The 26,888-nt window shown below is 71.0% G+C and carries 23 protein-coding genes; 10 read left to right on the top strand and 13 right to left on the bottom strand.

Annotated features, from left to right (window positions below; translation table 11 throughout):
* Position 1: 1 nt before the first annotated feature.
* The 4 genes from recF to dnaA all read right to left on the bottom strand — a co-directional run bounded on the left by recF (position 2) and on the right by dnaA (position 6,063).
* Entirely contained in the window at positions 2–1,135 is a 1,134-nt protein-coding gene (gene recF / locus ACFQUZ_RS12415; RefSeq protein ID WP_377441401.1) for a DNA replication/repair protein RecF, read from the bottom strand.
* A gap of 36 nt (positions 1,136–1,171) precedes the next feature.
* The gene (gene gnd / locus ACFQUZ_RS12410) at positions 1,172–2,050 is read right to left on the bottom strand and encodes a phosphogluconate dehydrogenase (NAD(+)-dependent, decarboxylating) (protein WP_377441399.1); all 879 of its coding nucleotides are present in this window, start codon (positions 2,048–2,050) and stop codon (positions 1,172–1,174) included.
* Positions 2,051–2,114: 64 nt separating this feature from the next.
* On the bottom strand, positions 2,115–3,248 hold the full coding sequence (gene dnaN, locus ACFQUZ_RS12405; protein ID WP_377441397.1) for a DNA polymerase III subunit beta: 1,134 nt from the start codon (positions 3,246–3,248) through the stop codon (positions 2,115–2,117).
* A gap of 916 nt (positions 3,249–4,164) precedes the next feature.
* Entirely contained in the window at positions 4,165–6,063 is a 1,899-nt protein-coding gene (gene dnaA / locus ACFQUZ_RS12400) for a chromosomal replication initiator protein DnaA (protein ID WP_377441395.1), read from the bottom strand.
* Positions 6,064–6,696: 633 nt separating this feature from the next.
* On the opposite strand from dnaA, the gene rpmH reads away from it, so the two are divergent.
* The 9 genes from rpmH (at position 6,697) to ACFQUZ_RS12355 (ending at position 14,881) form a co-directional block, all read left to right on the top strand.
* Entirely contained in the window at positions 6,697–6,834 is a 138-nt protein-coding gene (gene rpmH, locus ACFQUZ_RS12395; RefSeq protein ID WP_377441393.1) for a 50S ribosomal protein L34, read from the top strand.
* A gap of 35 nt (positions 6,835–6,869) precedes the next feature.
* Positions 6,870–7,292: a ribonuclease P protein component gene (gene rnpA / locus ACFQUZ_RS12390; RefSeq protein WP_377441391.1), complete on the top strand. Its 423-nt coding sequence runs from the start codon at positions 6,870–6,872 to the stop codon at positions 7,290–7,292.
* Entirely contained in the window at positions 7,289–7,570 is a 282-nt protein-coding gene (gene yidD, locus ACFQUZ_RS12385; protein ID WP_377441389.1) for a membrane protein insertion efficiency factor YidD, read from the top strand. Before rnpA ends, yidD begins: the two co-directional genes overlap by 4 nt.
* A 3-nt stretch (positions 7,571–7,573) precedes the next feature.
* Positions 7,574–8,596: a membrane protein insertase YidC gene (gene yidC, locus ACFQUZ_RS12380; protein WP_377441387.1), complete on the top strand. Its 1,023-nt coding sequence runs from the start codon at positions 7,574–7,576 to the stop codon at positions 8,594–8,596.
* 205 nt (positions 8,597–8,801) lie between these two features.
* On the top strand, positions 8,802–9,416 hold the full coding sequence (locus ACFQUZ_RS12375; RefSeq protein ID WP_377441385.1) for a protein jag: 615 nt from the start codon (positions 8,802–8,804) through the stop codon (positions 9,414–9,416).
* Positions 9,417–9,419: 3 nt separating this feature from the next.
* Positions 9,420–10,280 carry a 16S rRNA (guanine(527)-N(7))-methyltransferase RsmG gene (gene rsmG, locus ACFQUZ_RS12370; protein ID WP_377441383.1) on the top strand — a complete coding sequence of 287 codons (861 nt, stop codon included), beginning with the start codon at positions 9,420–9,422 and terminating at the stop codon, positions 10,278–10,280.
* Positions 10,281–11,050: 770 nt separating this feature from the next.
* Entirely contained in the window at positions 11,051–12,280 is a 1,230-nt protein-coding gene (locus ACFQUZ_RS12365) for an AAA family ATPase (RefSeq protein WP_377441381.1), read from the top strand.
* A 25-nt stretch (positions 12,281–12,305) separates the two neighbouring features.
* A complete protein-coding gene (locus ACFQUZ_RS12360) occupies positions 12,306–13,328 on the top strand; it encodes a ParB/RepB/Spo0J family partition protein (RefSeq protein WP_377441379.1) in 1,023 nt (340 codons plus the stop codon).
* 539 nt (positions 13,329–13,867) lie between these two features.
* Positions 13,868–14,881: a hypothetical protein gene (locus tag ACFQUZ_RS12355; protein ID WP_377441605.1), complete on the top strand. Its 1,014-nt coding sequence runs from the start codon at positions 13,868–13,870 to the stop codon at positions 14,879–14,881.
* 420 nt (positions 14,882–15,301) lie between these two features.
* Here ACFQUZ_RS12355 and ACFQUZ_RS12350 read toward each other — a convergent pair whose 3' ends face one another.
* Positions 15,302–16,318 carry a D-alanine--D-alanine ligase gene (locus ACFQUZ_RS12350; RefSeq protein ID WP_377441377.1) on the bottom strand — a complete coding sequence of 339 codons (1,017 nt, stop codon included), beginning with the start codon at positions 16,316–16,318 and terminating at the stop codon, positions 15,302–15,304.
* Positions 16,319–16,326: 8 nt separating this feature from the next.
* Complete coding sequence (locus tag ACFQUZ_RS12345; protein ID WP_377441375.1) at positions 16,327–17,631, bottom strand: PLP-dependent aminotransferase family protein; 1,305 nt, start codon at positions 17,629–17,631, stop codon at positions 16,327–16,329.
* 280 nt (positions 17,632–17,911) lie between these two features.
* On the opposite strand from ACFQUZ_RS12345, the gene ACFQUZ_RS12340 reads away from it, so the two are divergent.
* Entirely contained in the window at positions 17,912–18,568 is a 657-nt protein-coding gene (locus tag ACFQUZ_RS12340; RefSeq protein ID WP_377441374.1) for a GNAT family N-acetyltransferase, read from the top strand.
* A gap of 46 nt (positions 18,569–18,614) precedes the next feature.
* Here the strand turns inward: ACFQUZ_RS12340 and ACFQUZ_RS12335 are convergent, their stop codons facing one another.
* The 7 genes from ACFQUZ_RS12335 to murJ form a co-directional block, all read right to left on the bottom strand.
* Positions 18,615–19,763: an N-acetylmuramoyl-L-alanine amidase gene (locus tag ACFQUZ_RS12335; RefSeq protein WP_377441372.1), complete on the bottom strand. Its 1,149-nt coding sequence runs from the start codon at positions 19,761–19,763 to the stop codon at positions 18,615–18,617.
* Positions 19,764–19,966: 203 nt separating this feature from the next.
* On the bottom strand, positions 19,967–20,290 hold the full coding sequence (gene trxA, locus ACFQUZ_RS12330) for a thioredoxin (RefSeq protein WP_377441370.1): 324 nt from the start codon (positions 20,288–20,290) through the stop codon (positions 19,967–19,969).
* A gap of 29 nt (positions 20,291–20,319) precedes the next feature.
* The gene (gene trxB, locus ACFQUZ_RS12325) at positions 20,320–21,273 is read right to left on the bottom strand and encodes a thioredoxin-disulfide reductase (protein WP_377441367.1); all 954 of its coding nucleotides are present in this window, start codon (positions 21,271–21,273) and stop codon (positions 20,320–20,322) included.
* A gap of 183 nt (positions 21,274–21,456) precedes the next feature.
* Positions 21,457–22,482, bottom strand: a complete 1,026-nt coding sequence (locus tag ACFQUZ_RS12320) for a hypothetical protein (protein WP_377441365.1) — start codon at positions 22,480–22,482, stop codon at positions 21,457–21,459.
* The gene (sigM, locus tag ACFQUZ_RS12315; RefSeq protein WP_377441363.1) at positions 22,479–23,183 is read right to left on the bottom strand and encodes an RNA polymerase sigma factor SigM; all 705 of its coding nucleotides are present in this window, start codon (positions 23,181–23,183) and stop codon (positions 22,479–22,481) included. The genes ACFQUZ_RS12320 and sigM overlap by 4 nt, the downstream gene beginning before the upstream one ends.
* Positions 23,180–24,799 (bottom strand): protein kinase, encoded by a 1,620-nt coding sequence (locus ACFQUZ_RS12310; RefSeq protein WP_377441361.1) that lies wholly within the window; start codon positions 24,797–24,799, stop codon positions 23,180–23,182. The genes sigM and ACFQUZ_RS12310 overlap by 4 nt, the downstream gene beginning before the upstream one ends.
* 242 nt (positions 24,800–25,041) lie before the next feature.
* Positions 25,042–26,805: a murein biosynthesis integral membrane protein MurJ gene (gene murJ / locus ACFQUZ_RS12305; RefSeq protein WP_377441359.1), complete on the bottom strand. Its 1,764-nt coding sequence runs from the start codon at positions 26,803–26,805 to the stop codon at positions 25,042–25,044.
* Positions 26,806–26,888: the final 83 nt, after the last annotated feature.

The following is a 26,888-nucleotide window of genomic DNA, read 5'->3' as shown; positions in this document are numbered from 1 at the left end:
GTCAGCCGGCACGACGCACCTCCCCCGTACCGACCTCGAACCGCGCGCCCCGCAGCACGTCCGGCACATCCTCCGGGACCGCGCAGGTGACAAGCAGTTGGCTCGCCTCGCCGACCAGCGCGGCCAACCGAGCCCGGCGACCGGTGTCCAGCTCCGCGAAGACATCGTCCAGCACCAGCACCGGTTCGATCCCGTCGGCCCGCAGCAGGTCGTACGCCGCCAACCGCAACGCCAGCGCGAACGACCAGGACTCGCCGTGGCTGGCATACCCCTTGACCGGCAGCGGTCCCAGGTTTAGCAGCAACTCGTCGCGGTGCGGGCCGACCAGGGTGGTGCCCCGCTCCACCTCGGCGGAGCGCGTCGCGGCCAGTCCGGCGGTCAGGGCGGCGGCCAGGCCGTCCCGGTCCGGCACCGGATCGGGCAGCTCCACCGACGCGCGGTAGCCGATGGCCGCGGCGTGCTTGCCGGCGGCCACCGCGTCGTACGCCTTGGTCAGGTGCGGACCCAGCGCCGCCACCAGGTCCAGCCGGCCGGCCAGCAGTTCGGCTCCGTGCCGCGCGAGGTGCACGTCCCACACGTCGAGCGTGCTCAGATCGCCGCCGCGCGTACCGCCGGTCTTGCGGGCCAGGTACGCGGTGCGCAGCAGGGCGTTGCGTTGCTTCACCACCCGCTCGTAGTCGGCCCGGACGCCAGCGAACCGGGGTGCCCGGGCGACCAGCAGGTCATCCAGGTAACGGCGCCGCTCGGCCGGGTCGCCACGGACCAGCTCCAGGTCCTCGGGGGCGAACAGGACCAGCCGCAGGGCGCCGAGCACGTCGCGGGCGCGGCGCACCGGCGAGCGACCGAGTCGGGCCCGGTTCGCCTTGCCGGGGACGATCTCCAGCTCGACCAGCAGCTCCCGGCCCTCGTGCGCGATGGCGCACCGGATGACACCCGCGGTGGCACCGGCGCGGACCAACGGGGCGTCGGTCGCCACCCGATGGCTGGCCAGAGTCGCGACGTAGCCCAGCGCCTCGACGAGGTTCGTCTTGCCCACCCCGTTCGGGCCCACGAGCACGTTCCCGCCCGGCTCAAGATCGATTGCTACCCGCTCGTACGACCGGAAGTCGACCAGTTCGAGCCGGCGGACGTGCACGAGGAGACCTTTCCTGCTCGCGATCGGGACGCGAGCCTATCCGTCGGCGGGGGTGACGGCGTGCCCGCCGAACTGCTGACGCAGCGCGGCGACCGCCTTCATCGCCGGCGAGTCGGTCTGCCGGGACGTGAACCGGGCGAACAACGCCGCCGCGATGACGTTCATCGGCACCGCGAGCCGGACCGCCTCGTCCACCGTCCAACGGCCCTCGCCGGTGTCCTCGGCGTAACCGCGCAGCTGCGCCAGCTCCGGATCCTGCTCCAGCGCCCGATCCATCAGGTCGAGCAGCCAGGACTTCACCACTGACCCCTCCCGCCAGGACCGGAAGACACCCGGCACGTTGGTCACCAGTTCGGATGCGGCCAACAGCTCGTAACCCTCGGCGTAGGCGTGCATCAGGCCGTACTCGATGCCGTTGTGCACCATCTTGGCGTAGTGCCCGGCGCCGACCGGTCCGGCGTGCACGAAGCCGAACTCGCCGGCCGGCTTGAGCGCGTCGAAGACCGGCATGAGCCGTTCCACATGTTCCTCGGCGCCACCCACCATCAGGGCGTAGCCGTTCTCCCGCCCCCAGATGCCGCCCGAGACCCCGACATCCAGATAGCCGATGCCCCGGCCGGCCAGTCGCTCGGCGCGCGGCCCGTCATCACTGAACCGGGAGTTCCCACCGTCGATGATGATGTCACCCTCGTCGAGCACACCGGCCAGCTCGTCGATGGTGGCGTCGGTGACGGCTGCCGGAACCATCACCCACACCGCGCGCGGGCCGGTCAGCTTCTCAGCGAGTTCAGCCAGACTGGCCACGTCGCTCAGCTGTGGATTGCGATCGAACCCGATCACCTCGTGGCCTGCGGCGCGCAGCCGTTCGCGCATGTTGCCGCCCATCCGGCCGAGACCGACAAGACCGAGCTGCATGGTGCTACCCCTTCGACGATGGTGGTGCGAGCCTGTCGGGCCCCGGGTCAGTGCCGAACCAGCCTCAGCGGGTGACCCGGATCGGCATGATCAGGTATCGGTACCCAGGAACCGGCTCCCCATCCTCGGTCGAGGGAGAAATCACCGCGGGCTTGAAGGCGTCCACGAACGACAGCGACGCCGTCGGCGAACCGATGTTCTGCAGACCGTCGATGAGGTACTGCGGGTTGAAGCCGATGGTCATCGGCTCGCCCGTGAAGTTCGCGTCCATGGCCTCGCTGGCGCGCGCCTCCTCGGTGCCGCCGGCCTCCACGACCAGTCCGTCACCACTGAAGCTGAGCAGCACCGGCGTGGTCCGCTCGGCGACCAGGGCGACCCGCTTGACCACCTCGACCAGGGCGGCCACGGTGACCTGCGCCTGGGCGTTGGATGTCGCCGGGAAGAGCGAGCGGACCGGCGGGTAGTTGGCACCGTCGAGCAACCGGCTGGTGGTCCGGCGAGTCCCCCCGGCGAAGCCGATCATGCCCTCGCCGGCGGTCCCGTGCGCCAGCGCCACCGTGACCTCCCCGCCCAGCGGGCCGAGTGCCTTGGCCGTGTCGTGCAGCGTCCTCGCCGGCACCAACGCGTTGACGCTGACGTCCGGGTCGTCCGGTTGCCACGGCATCTCCCGCATCGCCAGCCGGTATCGATCCGTGGCCAGCATGACGAGGGTGTTCCCGTTCAGTTCGAGACGAACCCCGGTCATCATCGGCAGCGTCTCGTCCCGGCCGGCGGCGACCGCCACCTGGGCCACCGCGGCGGCGAACGCGGCGGCGTCCACGGTGCCCGCGTTCGCCGGCATCTCGGGAAGTGTCGGGTAGTCCTCGACCGGCATCGTCGGCAAGGTGAACCGGGCACTGCCGCACACCAGTTCCAGGTGGGCCCCGACGGCGGCGATGTCCACCGGCTTCGCCGGCAACGCCTTGGTGATCTCAGCGAGCAGCCGCCCGGAGACCAGTGCGGCACCGTCCGCGTCGGCCTGCACGTCGACGCGGACCTGGCTGGAAACCTCGTAGTCGAAGCCGGAGACGTGCAGGCTGCCGTCGGTGACCCGCAGCATCACCCCGGCCAGTACCGGAACTGACGGGCGGCTGGGCAGGCTCTTGGCCGTCCATGCCACCGCATCGGCGAGCGCGTCGCGCTCCACTCGGAACTTCATGCCTGCCTCCGCCTCGACGTCAGCGACCACTCTCTCATGCCGACGACACCTAACCGGCCCGGCCAACCGTGCGGGTCCAGATGCACCTTAGGGCGTGAAGGCATCGGCTGGGGACCCGACCCCCCGCACTTTGAAGATCTCTTCCTGGCCGGGGACTGGCCGATGGTGCAATCCACAGAATGCCCAACGCCGATGATTGGTTTTTGTCTCTCAGAAGATAAAACTCATCGTCTTCATCGGTGCTGTGCAAACTGTGGAGAACCGACGTTTACCAAGGTCAGCGGCGTGCGGACCGGTGAGTTAGCTGTGGATGGCCTCGGGATAACCCCCCGTGTGGATCCACAGCCCCGCTCCGTCGACGAGTTGTCCACGGTTATCCACCGGTTATCCACCGGGTTACCCCCCGGTTTCTCCCCAGCCTTGTGGACAACGGATCCTCGATGATTCGAAGTTTTCCCCAGAACCTTCAACAGGCTGTACACAGGGGAGGGTCGATCGGTGGACAAGGCCGAGGTTGTCCCCAGGCATCCACAGCGTCGTCCCCAGGGTTTGTCCACAACCTGTGGGTAACTGTCCGCTGTCACAGGGTGAGTTATCCACCGTCGGTGGATAACGTGCTGTGGACAAACGGCCGGGGCTGGGGACAACCGAGGCCTTGTGAGGAGGCTGAGGCCGGCCGAGATGACCGGAGCGCGGAGTCGGGCTACAGCCGCGGCGGGCAGATCGTGGGCCCATGAGCCGCGGCGGGCAGCCAGGGACCGAGGCCCGGCCACCTACAGGTCGGCCGGTGCGGGCAGACGGCGCAGTCGGCGCTGGTCCGCCACCACGGACGCGGGCGGCAGGGTCGAACGGTGGGCCGGGCGGTGGGCCGGGCGGTGGGCCGGGCGGTGGGCCGGGCGGTGGTGGTCAGCGGAGGTCAGGTGCTTTGTTTGATCCGGTTGGTCAGCTCGGCGATCTGGTTGTAGAGCGACCGACGCTCGGCCATCTGCTGGCGGATCTTGCGGTCGGCGTGCATCACGGTGGTGTGGTCACGGCCGCCGAAGGCCTGGCCGATCCGGGGCAGCGAGAGATCGGTGAGCTCCCGGCACAGGTACATGGCCACCTGGCGGGCATTGACCAGCACCCGCGACCGGGAGTGGCCACGCAGATCCTCCAGGCTGACCCCGAAGTAGTCGGCCGTGGAGACCATGATCTGGTCGGCGGTGATCTCCGGCCCGGAGCCGTCCGGAATGAAGTCCCGCAGGACCTCCTCGGCGAGGGACAGCTCGACGGTCGACCGGGTCAGGCTGGCGAACGCGGTGACCCGGATGAGGGCTCCCTCAAGCTCCCGGATCGAGTTGGACACCCGGGAGGCGATGAACTCCAACACGTCCGGTGGGGCGAAGAGACGCTCCTGGGCGGCCTTCTTCTGCAGGATCGCGATCCGGGTCTCGAGGTCGGGCGGCTGGATGTCGGCGAGCAGTCCCCACTCGAACCGGGTGCGCAGCCGGTCCTCCAGCGTGGCGAGCTGCTTCGGCGAGCGGTCCGACGTGATCACGATCTGCTTGTTGGCGTTGTGGAGCGTGTTGAAGGTGTGGAAGAACTCCTCCTGGGTCCGCTCCCGGTTCTCCAAAAACTGGATGTCGTCGATCAGGAGGATGTCCACGTCGCGGTAGCGGCGCTGGAACGCGCTGGTTTTGTCGTCCCGCAACGAGTTGATGAAGTCGTTTGTGAACTCCTCGGTCGAAACGTACCGGACCGAGCGGGCATTGCCCAACGTCGTGGCGTAGTGCCCGATGGCGTGCAACAGGTGGGTCTTACCCAGCCCCGAACTGCCGTAGATGAACAGCGGGTTGTAAGCCTTCGCCGGCGACTCCGCCACCGCCACCGACGCGGCGTGGGCGAACCTGTTCGAGGAACCGATGACGAACGTCTCGAACATGTACTTGGGGTTGAGCCGGTTGCCCTGGGTCGGCTCGGGCACGCCACCGGGCCGACGGTCGTTGCGCGGGCCGAGGCTCTCGCCGTACCGCGGCTGGGAACGCTCCGCGGGCCGCTCGGGAGGCCGAGGCTCGGGCCGGCGCTCGGTGGCCGGCCCCCGACGCTCTCCCGGTGCCGGCCGCCGCGGCTCTGGGTACGGCGCGGCGAACAGCGCCTCCTGACCATCCCGACCGGACGGCGCGGCGTTCCGGTCCGCGACGTGCTGGGCCGAGCCGGCGTGCTGGGCGGACCCGGCGTGCTGGGCGGACCCGGCGTGCTGGGCGGACCCGGTGGACGGTTCGGCCGCGTACCGGTCGACCGGCTCCGCCGCGACGGACCTGTCCGGATGGCTCGGCGTCCGGGACGTGAGGTGTTCGGGATCACCCGTCCGACCCTCGTTCCGGTAGGCCGGCCAGTCCTGGTCCCGGTATCCCGCCGGGTCGGCCCGGTCCGGCCCGGTGTCCGGGGAGGATATGCCGGACCGGATGTCCGCCGGGAAGTCCGGACCGGAACCGCCGGGTCCCGGATCGGACCCCGCGGAGTCCACGACCACGGCGCTGCCGTAAACGGTGCCGGTCGGGCGCCCCTGACCGTCCTCGGGTGCGCGCACGGTCACCGCCACCTGGATCGGGCGGCCGAGTCGCCGGGAGAGCACCTCGGTGATCGACGGCCGCAGCCGGGACTCGATCACGTCGCGGGTGAACGCGTCCGGCACGGAAAGCAGGGCGGTGTCCTCGACGATCGCGCGGAGCCGGGTCAGCCTGAGGTAGGCCCGCTGCTGCGCCGAGCCGATCTCATCGGCCAACTCGTCCGTCGTGGCCAACCACACCGCGGCAAGGTCGATCGTGTCGGCCACCGTCGCGCCACCCCCTCGCCTCTGCGTCCCGACCGCCGCCGGTCCTCCGACGGCCGTCCGGCCTGCCGCCGTGCTCGAGCAGGCAGGATGTCGCACCCCCCGGCGCCGATACCGGTGGCTGTCCACAAGTTATCCACAGCCTGTGTATCGACCGATTGTGGCTCCCACATCGCACGTTCGTCTGACCCGCCCACGCCGCCACGGCGCGTGGCGTGGGCTACCGTGCGAACGATCGAGGAGCTTTCCCGGTTTTGCGCGGTAGCGACCGGGACTGCTGACGCTGACCGGCAAACGGGCACGCTAACAGCGTCGTCCACAACCGTTCAACCGTCGCGGGTCACCGGGCCGTCGACGTGCGGGGGTCCGGGCTGGTTTCGGCATCGGTGTCCGGGTCAGTGCGGGGAATCGCGGGGGTTTGACGGTGCATTGCGCCGTGCGTAGGCTGGAACGGCTGCCTTCTTGCCCTCTGCTAGGGTGACGAGTGCTCGCTGTTCGCGTGCCGCCCGGTCGGCTCCGGTCACCGGCGACCACCGGGCAGCACCAACCCGAGGCCGCCACCGCGGCGGCCGACGCCAGACCACCACACGACCCCGACGATCAGTGTCCGGGGCGTACGAAGACGGAGAGCCTGACGTGAGCAAGCGCACGTACCAGCCGAACAACCGCCGGCGCGCCAAGACCCACGGCTTCCGGCTGCGCATGCGCACCCGGGCCGGGCGGGCCATCGTCGCCAACCGACGGTCCAAGGGCCGGGCCCGCCTGGCGGCCTGAGCGCCACCGGGGCCGATCCGCAGGACAAGGCAGTCGTGCTGTCCGCCGCACACCGACTGCGGCGCAGCTCCGAGTTCGCCGCAGCGATCCGGGGTGGCCGTCGGGCCGGGCGGGGCAGCCTCGTCGTACACCTGCGGATGCCCGCCTTTCCGGCGGCCGACCGGCCGCCATCGCCGAAGCCGGCTCCGAGCGGCGGTACGCGGTCCACGACCGAGCCGCCCCGGGCCGGCTTTGTCGTGTCCAAGGCGGTCGGCAACGCGGTTACCCGCAACGCCGTACGACGGCGGTTGCGCCATCTGGTCCGGGACCGGATGGACGGACTGCCGCCCGGTGCCGATCTGGTGGTGCGGGCGCTTCCCGAGGCGGCCGGGGCGTCCAGTGCACGGCTGGGTCATGATTTGGACGCGGCACTGGCCGCGGCCCGGGCCCCGCGTCGACCGAACCGGGGGCGTCGATGACCGAACCGCGACGACCTGCCGCCCGCACGGTCGGTGCCCGAGTGCTGACGGGTGCGATCGTCGCGTACCGTCGTTGGATAAGCCCGGCACTGCCGGCCCGCTGTCGGTTCCACCCGACGTGCAGCGCGTACGCCCTCGAGGCGGTGACGCGGCACGGAGCGTTCCGGGGGACCGGCCTGGCGGTCCGGCGGCTGCTCCGGTGCCACCCCTTCCACCCCGGTGGATATGACCCGGTACCGGTGCCGGGCCGCCGCCACGTCGATGTGACTGGAGCCTGAGAATTGAGTCTCGACTGGATCTACTTCGCGATTTCGTGGATCCTGCTGGCCTGGCATTCGGCCTGGGACGCCATCGGGGTGCCGGCGGGCTCGGTGCTCGGCACCAACTGGTCCTGGATCCTGGCGATCGTCTTCCTGGTGGTGACGGTCCGGGTCATCCTGTTCCCGGTCTTCGTCAAGCAGATCAAGTCGCAGCGGGCGATGCAGGCGCTCCAGCCGCAGGTGAAGGCGCTCCAGGAGAAGCACAAGGGTGACCGGGAGTCGCTCCAGAAAGAAATGATGGAGCTGTACCGGAAGGAAAAGGCCAACCCGCTCATGGGCTGCCTTCCGATGTTCCTCCAGATCCCGGTCTTCCTCGGCCTGTTCCACGTGCTGCGCCGGCTCGACCCGGGCAAGAGCGAGTTGAACAAGGTCCTGTACGGATGGACGGTTGAGCAGTTCGACAGCGCCTCCATGGCGACGCTGTTCACCGCGCCGATCGCCGGAAAGTTCGGCTCGACGGCCGAGGAACTCGCCGCGCTGAACGCCAACGGCACCACTGTCAAGATCATGGCCGGCGTGCTGGTCCTGATCATGATGCTCACGACGTACCTGACCAGCAAGCAGATGATCCTCAAGACCGGTTGGGCGCAGGACCCGCAGCAGCGGATGATCCAGCGGCTGATGCTCTACGGCATCCCGGCCTCGCTGTTGATCTCCGGCGCTATCTTCCCGATCGGTGTGATCATCTACTGGGTTACCAACAACCTCTTCACCCTCGCCCAGCAGCAGTGGGTGTTGCGCAAGTTCCCCCCGCCGCCCACCATGTCGCCCTCCGGCAAGCCGGTGCCGGCGAAGACCGCGGGCAAGCCGGCGGCCAAGACCGGCCCCGCGCAGCCGGCGAAGTCCGGTGGGTTGTTCAACCGGGCGAAGGCGAACGGCGCGCAGCCGGTCACCCAGCCGGCCCCGGAGAGCCGGGCGCTGGCGCCCAAGCCGGGCGCCAAGCCGGTCAACCCGAAGAAGAAGCGGCCGGCGAAGCGCCGGTGACGGCCCGTCGCCCGGCCCGCCGGACGCGGAGCAGGCGGAACCGCGCCGCCGCGAGGCCGGTGCGGTTCCGCCAATCGCCCCCGCGCGGCGGGGCGAGGGCGCGAGGATGCCCGCATGAGACGTGCCCCGGGCCACGGCGACCTCCCGCCGGCCGGGGAAACCAGCGGACCGCAGGGTCCGGCCGATCGGATACGGAGATGAGACGGTGACCGAGACCAGCACGCCACGTGCCGAGCAACCGCTGAGCGAGGATGCCGACACGGCGGTCGCCACGGCCGAGTCGGCCGACGTGGCCGGTGAGCGCGAGGACGCGGAGCCCGCCGAGGGCGGCAACGGTGGGGCCGCGAAGGGCGGCAACGACAGCGACCTGTTCCGGCAGAGCGAGATCGCCGCGGACTACGTCGAAGGACTGCTCGACATCCTCGACTACGACGGGGACATCGACGAGCTGATCTCCGGTGGACGGCCGATGGTCGAGGTGGTCGGCGGCCGGTTGCAGGCCCTGGTCGGTCAGCGCGGCGCCACCCTGGAAGCGCTTCAGGAACTGGCTCGGCTCGCGGTGTACCGGCAGACCGGATCGCCGAGCCGGTTACTGCTCGACGTGGGCGGCTACCGGGCCACCCGGCGCAAGGAGCTGGCCGCGGTCGCCAAGAACGCGGTGGAGAAGGTCCGCGAGTACGGCGAGCCCGTCCGACTGGACGCGATGACGGCCTTCGAGCGCAAGTGCGTGCACGACGTGGTAAACGCGATGAGTGGGGTGGAGAGCGAGTCGGAGGGTGTGGAGCCCAACCGGCGGATCGTCGTCCGCCCGGTTGACTGACGCATGATCGACGACACTGGTGATGGTTCCGGCCCGGGTGGTTCACCACCCGGGCCGGAGCGTGTCCCCCCGGAGAGCGACGACACCGACGGCCCATCCGCCGAGGCGGCTGCCGGTGTGCGCCGCGCTGCCACCACCCAACCGCCGGACCTGGCCGGTTCCGCTGGCGACGCCGGTTCCGGCGTACCGGTACCGCCGGGATCGGCCGACGCGGCCACGGCGCTGTTCGGCGCACGACTGCCGCTGGCCGTCGCGTACGCCGAACTGCTCGCGACCGACGGCGTGGTGCGCGGGCTGATCGGTCCCCGGGAGACCCCCCGCCTCTGGGAGCGGCACCTGCTCAACTGCGCGGCCCTGGCCGAACTCATCCCCGCCGGGCGGCTGGTCGTCGACGTGGGATCCGGCGCCGGCCTGCCCGGCCTGGTGCTGGCCATCGCCCGACCGGACCTGGACATCGCGTTGGTGGAGCCACTGGCCCGGCGTACCGCGTTCCTCGACGAGGCGGTGGCGGCACTCGGCCTCGCCGGCTCCGTGACGGTGGTGCGGGGTCGGGCCGAGGAGATTCCGGGCGCCGGCTACCCGCCCGCCGACATCGTCACGGCCCGGGCGGTGGCCCCGCTCGACAAGCTGGCCCGATGGTGCCTGCCGCTTGTCGACATCGGCGGCAGGTTGCTTGCCATGAAGGGGGCATCGGCAGCCGGCGAGGTGGCGGAGCACCGCGGCGCGGTGCACCGGCTCGGCGGTGACGACCCGGTGGTACGCCAGTGCGGCGTCGACCTTCTCGACCCACCGACCACTGTGATCGACATCCGCCGGGAGCGGGCTGCCGGTGGCGCGCGGTCCGCGCGCGGTGGACGTTCCTGACGTACCCGTTGAACGATGCCATGGCCTACGGGACGACCCTCCACATGGGATCGTGCGGCGCGCCGTGCGGGCGCGCCACGACAAACCAGCCGGTAGTGGACGGGTCAGGGCGTATCGGCACCACACCCTGACTCGTTCGGTTGGTGACTCTCGACCGAATGGTGGGGAGCCGTGGCCTCAGCCGCCCGTCGGCCGTAGGCTGGCCGCGCGTCGATAGTGTGGATCCGGACGCGATTGGGCGATGCTCGACAGGCCCGACGCTCATCGCCGGCCACACGCTTCGCCCGTACGCGCGGACGTGAGCGCGGCGGTGCCGACCCCCATCCGGAGCGGGCAGGGATCACACGGTGCAGAACAACGGTAGGTACGACGAGTCAGACGTGGTCGATCCGCACGGAGACCGCGCCACCGTTTCACGTGAAACAACCGACTACGACGGCTGGTCGGCGAGCGGACGTTCCCGCATGTCGTACCCCCAGGTTGAATCGGACGGATCGTATGTTCCGCAGCCTCGGGTGGCTCCCGCCGCGCCGGCGCCGTCCTGGGAGGAGCGTCGGCAGCCACCGGTGACGCCCGCGTTCCAGTCGCCAGGAGCCGCACCGTCCGAGCCGACCGCCGGTCCGGTGGCAGCCGAACCCCCGCCTGGCCGATCCGTGCCGGACCCGAACGGCCCCGCCTTCCAGGGACCGACGTCGGCGACTCCGACCTCGGGGCCGCCGGCTGGTCGGGTTGGGCCGGTGTCCGCTCCGCCGACTGGTCGGGTCGGCCCCGTGTCCGCTCCGCCGACTGGTCGGGTCGGCCCCGTGTCCGCTTCGTCGGCTGGTCGGGTTGGTCCGGCTTCGGCGCCGGTTTCGGGCCAGCCGTCGGCGCCCCTGACCGGCACGCCACCGACGCGTCCGGTGTCGACGCCGCCGGGCGGCCGCTCCGAGCACGTCGGGCGGGCCGAAGTTCCCCGGCCGCCCGACGTGACCGGACGTGCCGAGCACCCGACGGATGCCGTACGGTCGGGTGGCACCGCGCCCGCTGGGACGCCCCATCCCTCCGCTGCGGACGCCTACCCCACCGATGCCCCGGTGGACGACGGTGCCGGTTCGGTGGCCCTCCCGGCCGCACCCCCCGACGACGAAGACCCACCCCTGGCTATGGAGGCTATGCGCGCCGTGCACATTCTCAATCCGAGTGGTGAGGTCACCATGCCGCGCCCGGACCAGCCTCGGATCATGTGCGTTGCCAACCAGAAGGGAGGAGTCGGCAAGACCACCACCACGGTGAACCTGGCGGTCGCTCTCGCCCTGCACGGGAACCGGGTATTGGTGGTGGACCTGGACCCCCAGGGCAACGCCTCCACCGGACTCAACGTGCCGCACCACACGGGAGTCCCGGACGTCTACGACTGTCTCATCGACAGCGCACCGATCTCAGACGTGGCCCAGCCGGTCGAAGGGATCCCGAACCTCTGGTGCGTACCCGCCACCATCGACCTGGCCGGCGCCGAGATCGAACTCGTTTCGGTGGTGGCCCGGGAGTCCCGGCTGTCGCGGGCGATCAGTGCCCACCCGGACCAGTTCGACTACGTCTTCATCGACTGCCCGCCCTCGCTCGGCCTGTTGACGGTCAACGCGCTGGTAGCCGCTCGGGAGGTGCTGATCCCGATCCAGTGCGAGTACTACGCGCTGGAGGGCCTGAACCAGCTCATCAACAACATCAACCTGGTACGTCAGCACCTCAATCCGAACCTCGACGTCTCCACGATCCTGCTCACCATGTACGACCGGCGGACCCGATTGGCCGACGCTGTAGAGCAGGACGTGCGCAACCACTTCGGTGACAAGGTGCTCCAAGCGGTGATCCCCCGCAACGTGCGGGTGTCGGAGGCTCCCAGCTACGGCCAGTCGGTGATGACCTACGATCCCGGTTCGCGGGGGGCAACCAGCTACTTCGAGGCGGCCCAGGAGATCGCCGAGCGGGGCGTCCGAACGGCCGTGGGCCGGAATGCCTGAGGTCAGAACAAGTGGGAGGCATGGCATGAAGAACCGTCCGCGCGGCGGGCTCGGACGCGGGTTGGGGGCGCTGATCCCGACCGCACCCGTGCAGCCGGCCACGGCGGCTGCCATCGTCCCACCGGACGGCCAGTCGGCCACCCAGTCGAACGCCGACTCGGGATCGTCATCCCCCACCGAAGCCTCGGACCTCACCTCGGGCGGATACGAGGATCGGCTCGCCCCGGTCCCTGGGGCGCGGTTCGCCGAGATCCCGGTCGACGCCATCGAGCCGAACCCGAAGCAGCCCCGTCAGGTCTTCGACGAGGACGCGCTGGAGGAGTTGAAGGCTTCCATCCAGGAGGTCGGCTTCCTGCAGCCGATCGTCGTCCGGCAACTCGGTGGCGAGCGGTACGAGCTGGTGATGGGAGAGCGTCGGTGGCGGGCCGCGCAGGCCGTCGGCCGGGAGTCGATCCCGGCGATCGTGCGGGACACCCGCGACGACGCCATGCTGCGGGACGCGCTGCTGGAGAATATTCATCGGGCCAACCTGAATCCGCTCGAAGAGGCGGCCGCGTACCAGCAACTGCTCGACGAGTTCGGTGCCACTCACGAAGAGTTGGCCCGCCGGATCGGCCGTAGCCGGCCACAGATCTCCAACACGCTCCGCCTGCTGAACCTGCCCCCGCAGGTGCAGAGCAGGGTCGCCGCCGGGGTGCTCTCGGCCGGTCACGCTCGGGCGCTGCTCGGCTTGGATGACCAGGCCGCGCAGGACACCCTGGCGAAGCGGATCGTCGCCGAAGGACTGTCGGTCCGGGCCACCGAGGAACTGGTGCAGCTCGCGCTCTCCGACGGATCGGCGGGCAAGGCGTCACCGGCCAAGCGCCGGGCAAAGCCGCACGCCCCGGGGCTCACCGAATTGGCTGACCGCCTGTCAGATCGGTTCGACACCCGGGTGAAGGTCGACATCGGCCGCAACAAAGGGAAGATCACGATCGAATTCGCCACAGTGGACGACCTGGAGCGGATCGTCGGGATCATCGGGACGGAGAAGCAGTCGGAGGACTGAGCCGACCGGGCTCGCCGACCGTCCTGTGCACTGATAACCACGTCCCATCTACCACCGGCCGTGGATCCACTCGGATCCACGGCCGTCGCGCTGCAGGGCCCTCCTCCCAGGCGTCCGGCTGGCCGGGCTCCGATGCTTACCGCTCCGGGGTGGGAACCGGCGCGCCCGACCCGAGTCATGCCGGGGCACGGCGAACCCCACGCAAGGTTTCACGTGAAACGACGACGAGACCCGGCCGCGGGCGAGGTGCCCTCACTATCCACAGGGGTTTTCCACAGGCGGTCACGTTTCACGTGAAACCAGGCGTCAGCGGGGGTGTGAGCCTGTGGATAACGACTCCATACGCCGGCTGGTCGGCCACCGGCGGGCTCCCCGGAACCGGCCGCGGTCCGTTCGGGGCCACCTGATCCCTGTTCGAATCCACCAGCCGACAGGCGAGAGATCGTCGCGGCGAAGGGTTCCGCCGGCCGCAAATCCCACCCACGACAGCGACTCGCAAAAGGGCTATGGTCACCCTCGTGCCCCACACCCCTCCCGCCATACCAGACTTCACGAAATGGCCCTCCTTCCCCTTCGAGGGTGCTCTCCGCCTCAAGGAACTCGAAGACCCGGTGCCGGTCGAGCCGGCCCGCAAGGGTGAGGACGGGAACGACTGCACGGCCTGCAACGCGCCCGATGACGCGTACATCTGGGTCAGCGATCGATGGCGCGTCCGGACCATGGACAGACCGACCGGGCTGCCCATGGTGTTGATCCTCGAGTCCAGGTCTCACCTCGATCTCGGTGACCTGCCCAACCTGCTCGCCGCGGAACTGGGGGTGATGACGGTCCGCCTGGAGCGAGCCATCCGCTCGCTCGACGGCGTCGCCCGCGTGCACGTGAACCGCTGGGGAGACGGCTCGGCTCACCTGCACATGTGGTTCCTGGCCCGACCGTATGGCCAACTTCAGCTTCGAGGGACGTTCCTGTCGCTATGGGACGCGATCCTGCCCCCCATCCCGGACCGGCAGTGGCGGGAGAACCTGGCACTTGTCGCGGCGTGGCTCGCCGAGTTCGGCGGACGGCCGTTGGCGGAACCGCCGCGGATCCAGTGGCAGGCGCCGTCGAGCTTCAGCCAGACCGTCCCGATCGATCCACCGGCGACGCCCGACGTGTCGGTAGCGGAGGCGGAGGCTCCGGCTGGCGAAGCGGACGGGGAGAACGATCAGGCTGCCCACGCCTCGGAGGACACCGGACGACCCGCCAGCATGCCGGAAGGGTGGGACCGGCCCGCAGGGCCGGCTGCGGAGGGCACCGGACAACCCGCCGGTTCCGCCGGCGCGCCGGGAGGAGTTGACCGGTCCGCGGGGTCCGCCGTGACGGGCAACGGGCCCGCCGGGCCTGTCGCTTCCGCCGTGGGCGGCAACGGACCCGCCGGGTCGGCCGCTTCCGCCGTGGACGGCAACGGACCCGCCGGGTCGGCCGCTTCCGCCGTGGACGGTGGCCGGTACGCGGGAGAGGGCGGCCGGTCCGTGGACGTGGTCCCGCCGGCCCGGGGATTCCCGCAGGGATGACCACGCGGGTGGCGCGCCAACCGGCGGAACCACCACCGAGGTCCCGGAGCGCCCTGAGGGTACGCCTCGAAGCTGAGGTCCGAGATCCGCTGCCGGCCGCTGGCGCACGCTACCGGCCGTTTCACGTGGAACGTCGGCGCCCGGCCGGATTCGCCGTCGCCAGCGCCAGTCTCTGCGGGACCGTCGCGCGCACCGTTTCACGTGAAACGGTGCGCGCAGGGAACGGCCCGGACCAGGCCGGCGCAGGGAACGGCCGACGCCTGCCGTTGTTCCACGTGAAACACGGGCGCGGGACGGCCTGTTGCCCGTCACGGCGGACCCTGCGGACCCGGTCACTTCCTCCCGGCACGCCGGCGAAGGCGGGCCCGGCGCGGGCCGCCGGCCGGGCGGACCGCAGAGCCGGGATCAGCCGAGGCGGGATCAGCCGAGGCGGGCCGCCGCGCGAGCGACGAGCGCTCCCAGCACCTGGCCCAGATCCAGGCCGGCTGACCGGACGGCGAGTGGCAGGAGGGAGGTCTCGGTGAGGCCCGGCGAGACGTTGATCTCCAGTACGTGCGGGTCGCCGCTGTCGTCGACGATCAGATCGACGCGGGACAGGTCGCGTAGTCCGAGTGCGGTATGCGCGGCGACGGCGATCTCGGCAACCCGCCCTGCCGTCGGGGCCGGCAGCCGGGCCGGCGTGTGCCAGGTGGTGAGCCCGGCCGTGTACCGGGCCGCGTAGTCGTAGACGCCGTCCCGGGGCACGATCTCCACCGCCGGCAGCGCCACCGGGCCGTCGCCCAGGTCGACCACGGAAACGGCGACGTCCATCCCGGGGACGTACCGTTCCACAAGCGCGGTGGTGTCGTACGCGAAACAGCCGACCATCGCGGGCGGCAGTGACGCGCTGTCCCGGACCACCGCGGCGCCGAGTCCCGACCCGCCCTGCGCCGGCTTGACCATCAGGGGCAGCCCGAGCCGGTCGACGATCCGGTCGAGTACGGCGACCGCACCCAACTCGGAGAACCGGTCGTGCGGCAGTGCCACCCAGTCCGGAGTGGGGATCCCGGCCTCGCGGAGGACCGCCTTCGCTGACGGCTTGTCCCAGGCGAGCCGGGAGGATCGGGCGTCACAACCGACGTACGGGACGCCGGTCAGGTCGAGGACGCCGCGCAACGAACCGTCCTCGCCGGTGGCGCCGTGCAGCGCGATCACCACCGCGTCGGGCGGGTCGGCCTGGAGAGCCGGCAGCAACGCCGCGTCGGCGTCCCGGAGTTCCGCCTCGATGCCGATCGAACGGAGAGCGTCGAGCGCCCGCCGGCCCGACCGCAGCGACACGTCCCGTTCGTACGACAAGCCGCCGGCGAGCACCAGCACACGCAGCTCGACGGCGGTCGACCCGGTCGTCGGGGGCAGCGGGAGGACTGGTGCGATCGGATCGGTGGGGTTGGTGTCCATGCCGGAGATCATGCCAAGCCGGGGCGTGGCTCCCGGGTCCCGGGCCGGTCACCGGCAATCGGCCCGGCGCCGAAGACCCGCCGCATGTCGGCCTCCTGCTCCAGCACGCCAGCCAGCCGGCGAACACCCTCGCGGATCCGCTCGGGCGGCGGGAAGGAGAAGTTGAGCCGCATGTTGCCGGCGCCCGAGCCGTCGGCGTAGAAACCGACGCCGGGAACGTACGCGACGCGGGCGGCGATGGCACGGGGCATCATCGCCTTGGCGTCCAGGCCCTCGGGCAGGGTGGCCCAGACGAACAGGCCACCGTTGGGCTCGGTCCAGGTGGTGTCCTCGGGCATCAGGTCGGTCAGGGCGGACAGCAGCGCGTCCCGGCGTTCCCGGTAGACCTCCCGGTAGACCTTCAGCTGCTGCCGCCACGGCATGGTGGACAGGTAGGTGGCCACCGCCGCCTGGGCGAACGCGCTGGGACACAACACCTGCGCCTCGTTCGCGATCACCAACTTGTCCCGGACGGCGTGTGGGGCGAGAATCCAGCCGACCCGTAGTCCCGGGGCGAAGGTCTTGGAGAACGTGCTCAGGTAGAAGACGCCGTCGCGGCGCCGGGCCCGCAGCGGTGCGGGCGCCGCGCCGTCGAAACCGAGCTGCCCGTACGGGTCGTCCTCCACCACCAGCAGTCCGGCGCGTTCGCAGATGTCCAACACCCGTTCCCGGCGTTCCTCGCTGAGCGTGACACCGGTCGGGTTCTGGTACGTCGGGATGGTGTAGAGGAACTTCGCCCGTCGACCGGACCGGGCCACCTCCGCGATGGTCGCCTCCAGCGCCTCCGGCACCAGGCCGTCGTCGTCCATCGCGACGTGCACCACCTGCGCCTGGGCGGCCTGGAACACGCCGAGCGCGCCCACGTAGGTCGGACCCTCGGCGAGCACCACATCCCCGGGATCGAGAAAGAGCCGGGCGACGAGGTCAAGTGCCTGCTGGCCACCGACCGTCACCACCACGTCCTCCGGGGACGCCCCGCAGGCCACGTCGATGCCGGAGAGTGCCATCACCTCGCAGATGCGTTCGCGCAGATCCAGCGTCCCCTGCCCGATGCCGTACTGCAACGTGCTCGTCCCGTGCTCGCTGGCCAACTGCCCGAGCATCTCGCCGACCGCGTCCAGCGGCAGTGCGGCGATGTAGGGAGCGCCACCCGCCAGCGACACGACCTCCGGACGGCTCGCCACCGCGAAGAGCGCCCGGATCTCGGATGCCGTCATGCCGCGCACCCGCTGGGCGTACCGGTCGGTGTAGTCGTCGAGCGTCGTGCCGGTCATGACATCACCTCGATCGCGTCGCCGGGAGCCGGCGATTCGGCGGGTACCGCTGGTTCCGTCGATCCTAGACCCGTCTCCGCCAGCGGATACCCCGGCCGAACCGGGGGTCCACATCGCGGACCGGACGAGAACCGGGTCCCACCCGAGGACACGTGTGAATCGGGCTGTCCCCTCCCTCGCCGCGACGTTCCGGCGTACGATCGCTCGTTGGGGGCCGAGGCGGCGGCGCGGTGCCGATCGCGAAGTTTCACCCGCGGGCCCGGAGTGTGGGGATACGCCGATGTCACGACGGCTGGTCAGCTTGACCCTCGACACCCTTGAGGATCTGCCCCGGCCCTGCCGGCAGTGCGTCTACTGGGAACTCGACCCGGTGTCGGCCGACCGCGCCTGCGCCGCGGGTGACCCAGGGCTGGAGAAGGAGGCATGGGTCTCCCAGACGCTGCTGGAGTGGGGGTCCTGCGGCAAGCTCGTCTACGTCGACGGCATGCCGGCCGGTTTCGTCATGTATGCCCCACCGGCGTACGTGCCCCGGTCCATGGCCTTCCCCACCTCGCCTGTCTCCGCCGACGCGGCGCTGCTCACCACCGCGCACGTGGTCGCGACGTTCGCCGGCGGTGGACTCGGCCGGATGTTGGTCCAGGGAGTGGCACGCGATCTCACGAAACGGGGCATCAAGGCGATCGAGGCTTTCGGTGACGCCACGTTCGACGGGAGCGGCGAGCCGACCGGCGGATGCGTCGCGCCCGCCGACTTCTTCCTGGCCGTCGGGTTCAAGACCGTCCGTCCGCATGCTCGCTATCCGCGGCTGCGGCTGGAGCTGCGGACCGCGCTGTCCTGGAAGTCCGACGTCGAGTACGCGCTGGAGAAGCTGCTCGGGTCGATGAGCCCGGAGACGCTGCTCCGCCCGGTCCGGCCGGCCACCCGGTCCGGCATCTGACGCCCGGACCGCCTCGCGAGCCCGTCCGCGCCCCGACGCGGCGTGCCTAGGCGGAGAGCGCGGCCCGAAGCTCGCGTACGTCGATGGAACCGGTCGGCACGTCCTGCTCCTGCGGGTAGTACATCCGCTGCACCGCCGCCACGATCGCGTCCACCACCCGGTCCCGGAAGAGGGGGTCGACCAGGCGTTCCCGGTCCACCGGGGAGGTGAGATAGCCGACGTCCACCCGCACCGCGGGCATCCGGGTCAGCCGCAGCAGTTCCCAGGTCTTGGCGTGGGTGTGGCAGTCCCGCAGCCCGGTGCGGACCACGATCTCCCGCTGCACGAGACCGGCGAGTCGCTCGCCCATCGTCGAGGTCACCCCGCTGCCGGTGCCGTAGTGATAGGTCGCGACACCGTCCGCCTCGGGATTCGGGTGGCCGTCGAGGTGTAGTGAGATCAGCAGGTCGCCACCGAGCTGGTTGGCCAACTCGGCTCGGGCAAGGTCGGGCAGCGCCGCCGTGGGCGCCGGCCCTCGGGTGAGGTGGACGCGCATACCGGCGGCGCCGAGCCGACCTTCGAGCCGGCTCGCCAGGTCGTACGCGAGATCGGCCTCGACCCAACGCAGCGACCCGTCCGGGACGACGAAACCGGGGTCGACACCGCCATGCCCCGGGTCGATCACGATCACCTTGCCGACCAGGTCCGGGCCGGACTGCCGAAACGCCTCCGACTCACGCAGCCACTGCGGGCGTCCGCCCACGACCTTGCGACCGAGCCGGCGGAGCGCGTGCATCGTCTGCGGCCCGCAGGTGCCGTCGGAGGCGAGTCCCACCTCCCGCTGGAACTGGGCCAGGGCGCGGGCCGTGCGTACCCCGTAGATGCTGTCCGCACGGCCGACGTCGTACCCCATCTCCAGCAGGCGTTCCTGTAGCGCGCGGACGTCCTCCCCGCGCAGTGGGTCCGGCACCGAGTGGTAAAGCGTGCGGGCGCCGAGTCGCCAGCGGGCGGCGTCGAGGGCCCGCCAGGTCTCCGCGCCGACCTGACCGTCCGCGCTCAGCCCGCGGCTCTGCTGGAAGGCACGAACCGCCCGGTCGGTCGCCGTGTCGAAATCGTCGAGGCCCGTCACGCCGCCGTCCAACAGGTCGAGTCCGACCAGCACCGAACGGATCTCCCGGACGGCCGGGCCTCGGTCACCACGTCGGATCGGGCGCACGTGAACCTCCTCTGCCTGCGGGACCGCCAGCCGCCATAGCCCGGCGGACGACGGCCCTCGGGAGCCTATCGCGCCCCGAATCCCCGGCCGGCCGCTTGGCAGAGTATGCCCATCCTGTGGCGTCCGTACCGCCTCGACCCGGTGCGGGTACGAAGGAGGCCCCGCACCGACGCGGAAGCGTCGACGAGGGGCCTCCCGAGCGGTCACATGGCGGCTTCGATGAGCCGAACCAGGTCCCCCTTGGGCTTGGCGCCGGCCACGGACTGGACCGGCTGACCACCCTTGAATACGGTAAGTGTCGGCACCGACATGACCCGGTACGCCATGGCGGTCTCCGGGTTCTCGTCGATGTTGAGCTTGACGATGGTGACCTTGTCCCCCATCTCACCGGCGATCTCCTCGAGCAGCGGCTCGACCTTCCGGCACGGCGCGCACCATTCGGCCCAGAAGTCCACCAGGACCGGCTTGTCCGACTGGAGCACGGCACTGGTGAAGGTGGCGTCGGTGACCGCCTGTGTAGCTCCCACTGGGACCCTCCTCGGGGGTTGTGTTGTTGTCAGTCCTGCAGCGTCGCGATGAACCGTTCGGCGTCCATCGCCGCCGCGCATCCCGTACCCGCGGCGGTGATCGCCTGGCGGTAGGTGTGGTCCACCAGGTCCCCGGCGGCGAACACCCCGGGAACGCTTGTGTGCGTGGTCGGCGAGGTCACCTTCACGTACCCACTGTCATCGATGTCTATCTGTCCGCGGAACAGTTCGCTCCGCGGGTCGTGGCCGATCGCCACGAACACCCCCGTGACGTCCATGACCCTGGTCTGCCCGGTGTGCGTGTTCAGCACCCGGACACCGGTCACCTTGCCATCCGCCCCGAGGATCTCCTCCACGATCGTGTTCCACTCCACACGGATCTTCTCGTTCGCCAGCGCGCGTTCGGCCATGATCTTGCTGGCCCGGAACTCGTCCCGCCGGTGGATGATCGTCACGGTCTCGGCGAACCGGGTCAGGAACGTGGCCTCCTCCATCGCCGAGTCGCCCCCGCCGACCACCACGATGTGCTGGTTGCGGAAGAAGAAACCGTCACAGGTGGCGCAGGAGGACACGCCGTGACCGAGGTACTCCTGCTCGCCCGGCACGCCGAGCGGACGCCAGGCCGACCCGGTGGACAGGATCACCGCGCGGGACCGGTAGACCGTCTCACCGACCCGTACGGTGTGCGTCCGACCGGAACCCGGCTCCCCGGTGTCCACCAGTTCGACCGAGGTCACGTCGTCGGTGAGGAACTCCGCGCCGAACCGCTCGGCCTGCTTGCGCATGGCGTCCATCAACTCGGGGCCCATGATGCCGTCCGGGAAACCGGGGAAGTTCTCCACCTCGGTGGTGGTCATCAACGCCCCGCCGGACTGCACGCCCTCGATGACCAGCGGCTTGAGGTTCGCCCGAGCCGCGTACACGGCCGCCGTGTAGCCGGACGGTCCCGAGCCGATGATGATGAGGTTGCGGACCTCGTCCACTGCCGTCTCCCGATCTGTGTATGGTCACCGCCCGGCACGCCGTCCGGCCGAGCCGTCCGACCGCCGCGCTGGTATAGCCGGCAACTGCTGAGCAGAACTCATCGTACGAACCGGGGATTCCCGATTCGGGCATCCGGTGGGTCACGTCACGCGACCGACCTCAGTCAGCCCGCGTCGGTTCGCTCACCCTACCCGGCGACTGTCCCGGGTGTCGGCTCCCGAGCCCGGCAGGCCGCAGCTCGGCCCGGAAACCCACACCCACCGGGCGCCCGCGCCGTCCGTGAATACGGTCACCACCGCCGGCCTGCCCCGGTACGCGGCCAGGTCCACCAGCTCCACCGTGACCGGCCTCGCCGAGTGCTCCGCCGCGACGGCGTCGAGGCAGGCACCGAGCGTCACCGCGTCGGTCAGTCGGGCCAACTCCACCGGCGGCACGGCACCTTCGTCGGGGGCGGTCTCCGGTCCGATCCCCGGCATGCCGGGGGTGGACGCGGGAGCGGGCGCGTCCTTGGCGGGGCCGGTCATCGTCGCGGCCAGCGGCAGCGTGTCGACGTCGTAATCGGTGCCGGAGACCCGGGGCGGTACCGCCGACGGCGCGCGCAGGACCTCGCCGGCGCCGGAGTCGGCCGAGGTGGCGGCGTTGTCGCTCGAATCGTCCAGTGCGGACAGTGTGCCGAACCGCCCGAGCAGGCCGGCACCGCCACCGATCACCGCTACCACCAACACGGCGAGCAGGACCGGTCTGGCCGTCTTCGACAAGCGCCGGCGCCGGATTGGGCGGTCAGCGGTCGGTCGGGATGCCGGGCGAGCGGGTGTCGGCCGGTCGGGTGTGGGTCGGTCGGGTGTGGGTCGGTCGGGTGTCGGTCGGTCGGGTGTCGGGTGCGCACGATCGCTCCGCCGGATCGGCGCGTGCGGGCCGGCGGTCTCCCGGGGGCGCGGCACCGGGGTGCCCGTCCCGGCCGCCGCCAGCGCCGTGTCCAGGCGGTCGGCCACCATCGGCGGTAGCTCCTCCGGCCGGACGCCCCAGTCGGCCAACTGGTCCCGCACCGCCGCGACCGCGGGGGCCAGATCGGCGTACGCGGCAGCCCAGGCCGGATCCTCCTCGACCAGCCGGCGAACCTCCGCCTCGTCCGGGGTGCCGTCGAGCGCCCCGCCGACGAAGTCGGCCAGCCGGTCCAGGTCGACCTCGCTGAACTGGCCCGCCGTCACCGTTCCTCCTGACCGTCGCGCCCGGTGTGCACCGACTCGGATCCGACGTTGTCCACCGGGCCGGGGTTCCCCCGCGTGACGGGCGGCACGCCCGAACTGGCCGAGCTGTCGGCGGGAACGGGCGGGCGACCCCGCAGGTGACCGAGCCGGACGGCGAGCCGGGCCCGACCCCGGGCGCATCGGCTCTTCACCGTGCCCTCGGCCACGCCCAGGATGTCGGCGGCCTCCGCGACCGGATAACCCTGCACGTCGACAAGCACCAACGCGGCCCGCTGCTCGATCGGCAGGGCGGCGAGCGCCTGCCGGACCACCAGGGCGAGGTCGTGGTCGGCGGCCGGCGCCGCCGGTTCCCGACCCCCGTGGTGACCCGGATCGTCCGAGCGCGAACCATCGGGCAGTGGCACGGTGGGATGCGCCTGCCGGCGCCGCAGCCGGTCCAGGCAGGCGTTCACCACGATCCGGTGCAACCAGGTGGTGACCGCCGAGTCGCCCCGGAACCGGGCCGCCGCGCGGTGCGCGGAGAGCAGCGCGTCCTGCAACGCGTCGGCGGCCTCCTCCCGGTCACCGGTGGTACGCAGCGCGACCGCCCACAACCGGTCCCGATGCCGGCGGAAGAGTTCGGCGAAGGCGTCCGGATCACCGGCGACGTGGGCGCGGAGCAGGTCGCCGTCGTCAGCGCGGTGGTCCGCCGGTCCGGTCACAACCCGTTGACCGTGATCTCCTGGACGCTGATCCGGTACTTGCCGTCGTCGTCACGGGGGAATTCGGTGATCCAGAACAGCAGGTACTGGTACTTCGTGTCGGCGTCGAAGGCGGAGAAGGTCATGGTGGGCGTGTCGTGCTCGATCATCGGCTCGCCGATGCGGCTGGTGAAAGACGATACGATCTGCGTGTCCGCGGCCTTGCTGCTCTCACTCGGCGCCGTGGGACCGGTGCGCAGTTCCGCGCTCGTGCCCGGGGCGGAGAGGGCGAACTGGACCGACTGGAGGGTCCGCGGCTCCTTCAGATCGATCAGGATGCCCATCCCGCTCTTCACCTTGCTGAGCGGGTCGTTGTAGCTCTCGGTGTCCCAACCCTCGTCCGGGTCACCGTCCACCGCCTTGTCGATGTCGCGGAGTTCGGTGCGGGTGCCCTCCGGGTCGATGACGCGTACCTGATCGGCGTTGAGCTCGATCGGCTGGGGATTGCCCGGCGGCTCGGCGGTGGCCCCGGCGCTGGTGTCCGACCCACCGGGCTGCGCGGCCGGAGTGGTCCCCGCCGAGCCCGGGTCGTCGTCTCCGCCGCCGGCCAGCGCGTTGACGCCGAGGAGCAGCCCGACCAACGCGACCACGAGCAGCCCGGCCACCCCGACGGCGATCTTCCGCCGGCCGCCGCCCGTCGGCTCGGCACCGTCGTCGGACCGACCGGCGAAGCGGAGCGGACCGCTGTCGTCGAGGTACTCCTCCTGGGCGATGTCGAGCCGGCCCAACTCGGCGGCGAGGACGTCCGAGGACGGCGGCTCGACCGAGGGATCGAGCAGGGTCATCGTGAGATCGTCCAGATAGGCCGGCACACCGGCCCGCGCCTGCCGCGGCGCCGTGAGACCGCCGGCGGAGTCGCGCAACGCGTCCGGCAGGCTGGCTCGTCCCCGCCCGGCGGTCCCGCCGGTGAGGGTGGCCTCGTGGTGCGGCCAGTGGCCGGTCAGGGCGAAGTAGAGGACACCACCGATGGCCCGCACGTCCGTGGTGCGGGAGTCGGAGGAATCCGCCCGGGCGTCGGCGAGGACCACCCGCCCGTCGTCACCGACCATGACCGTGCCCGGGTGGATGTTGCCGTGCACCATGCCGGTGGCGTGCACCGCGGCGACGGCTCCGGCCACCGAGTGCGCGATGGTGGTGGCCCGCGCCGGGTCCAGGCAGCCGTCCTGGGCAACAAGCTCGCGCAGCGACCGGCCGTCCACCCATTCGCGCACGACGTACGCCCGGTCCTGTTCGTCGATGGCGTCGTAGACGCCGACCAGGTTGGGGTGGATCACCCGGCTCGCGGTGACCGCGGCCTGGAGCATCTCGACCGCGGAGTCCCCACCGGGATACCGCAGCACGACGGCGACCGGACGACGGAGCACGACGTCAATGCCGCGCCACACCTGCCGACCGGCACTGTCGTCGTTGATGTGCTCGGTCAACTCGTACCGCTCGGCAAGGACCTCACCGGCGGACGGAGCATCGACAGAGGCGGTCAGGGGGGTGCCCTCGTCCGCCTCTCGACCCTCGCCGACCTGGGTCACCCGTCCTCCCTCGGTGATGGTGACGATCGATGGCATCGTTCTGGTGGGCATCGGAAGTCCGCTCCGCCGTCCGCTGATCGCGTTGTCGGCGAGCGTCCCCCACTAGCCTAGGTGCTGTCGGCACCCGCCGAGAGCGACCTTACCCGGCTCCGACCGATCCCCGACACGTCATCCCTCGATGACTGTGCGTCGGCCCCGCACCCGGGCGGCCGAGACCGGTCGGCGACTCCCGGCCGTGGCCGGTCGCCCGATCCAGGCTGACGGATGCGGTGAGCCCGCCCGATGCCGCCTGATCAGCGGCCGAGCCGGCGCCGAACCATGCCCACCACCTCGGTGATCTCCCGGATCCGCAGCAGCATCGCCAGGCCGAGGTAGGTGCCGCCGATCGCGGCGCCACCGACGACCAGCCCGGCGGCGGCCTCGATCCAACTCGGCGTGTCGCCGCCCGGCAGCAGATTGACCACGAGTACGCCGACCAGGGCGGAACCCGCCGCGGCGACCAGCACCTTGCCCATGGTCCGCAGGATCCCGCCGAGCCCGATCCGGCCCACCCGGGGACGGAGCAGCCAGGCCGAGACGACCGCCGCGGCGACATAGGAGACGGCGTTGCCGATCATCATGCCGGCCGCCGCGAAGGTGGCCGAGAAAACGAGGTAGAAGCCGATGTAGAGGAGCACCCGCAGGGCCACCACCGGAATGTTGATCAATGCGGGGGTACGGGTGTCCGGCAGCGCGTAGTAGGCGAAGGTGAACAACTGGCTGAGCGCGAACGGCACCAGGCCCGCCGCCGCCGCTCCCAGCACGGTGGCGGTGGCGGCGGCGTTCTCGCCGGTGAAAGCGCCGTACCGGAAAACCACCACGGAGATCGGCACGGCCAACACCGCGTAACAGACCGCGATCGGCGCGAGCACCGCGGTGACCATCCGGGTGCCGCGGGACAGGTCGGCGGTGAGGTCGGCGTACCGGCCGTCGGCCGCGGCCGCGCTCATCCGGGGCAGCAGCGCCGTGATGATCGACACGGCGATGATGCCGTGCGCCATCATCAGCAGCAGGAACACGTTGTTGTAGATCAGAATGCCGGCCGAGTCCTCGCCGCCCGCGCGGGTCAGTAGGTTGACCACCGCGAAGACGGCGATCTGGCTGACCCCGACGTAGCAGATCATCCAGGCGCCGAGCCGGCCCAACTCGCGCAGGCCGAGCGCGCCGAAGTCGAACCGCAGACGCCACCGGAAGCCGACCTTGCGCAGCGCCGGCATCAGGCCCGCGGCCTGCACCGCCACGCCGAGCAGGGTCCCGCCACCGATAAGCAGTACCCGTCCGACCGTCATCTGGTCCGGCTGGATGATCTCCGCGCCGAAGACCGCGATGTAGACCGCGCAGACGGCGATCACCACGAGGTTGTTCAGGATCGGAGCCCACATCGGGGCGGCGAAGTGCCCCCGGGTGTTGAGGATCGCACTGACCAGGGCGCTGATCCCGGTGAAGAACAGCATCGGCAGCATCAGGTACGACAGGCCGGTGACCAGGCCCCGGTAGTCCGCCGACTGCCCGCTGGCGTACAGCGCGGTCAACCCCGAGGCGAGCAGGAGGGCGACCGCGACGGCCGCGGCGAGCGCGATGACCGCCAGGGTGAGCAGCCGTTGGGCGTACGCCTCCCCGCGATCCGGGTCGGCCTTGCGCCGACGCACCAGCACCGGCACCAGCACGCTGGTGAGCACACCACCGAGCAGGAACTCGTAGACCTGGTTCGGCAGGAACTGCGCGGTCGTGTAGGCGTTGCCGATCAGCTCCCCACCGAGGGCCGCGCCGATCATCATGGTCCGGACGAACCCCGTACCCCTGCTGATCAGGCTGCCGACCGCCATCACCGCGCTGTTCGCAGCGGCACTGGCCTCGGCGACCTGCTCGGTCGGCGGCGCGTTGGCCTCCACCGCCGGCTGGTTGAGCGGTTCGGCGGCGATGAACGCGCCGTCAGGGTCGCGGGCGTCACTGTCGACCGGGCGGGGCCCGCCGCCGTCACCCGCGGCGTTCGCGCTCCGGTACACCCGGCCGCCCATGTGATCCTCCCAGGGGATACGACGGCCGGGACCCGCCCGTCGGCTGCCTCCAGACCCTAACCAACCCCGTTGCCCGGTGTCCC

The sequence above is a fragment of the Plantactinospora sp. GCM10030261 genome (genome assembly GCF_042666615.1).
Taxonomy (GTDB): domain Bacteria; phylum Actinomycetota; class Actinomycetes; order Mycobacteriales; family Micromonosporaceae; genus KBS50.
The sequence above is the reverse complement of the archived record's forward strand: the minus strand, read 5'-3'. Positions and strand labels throughout refer to the sequence as shown.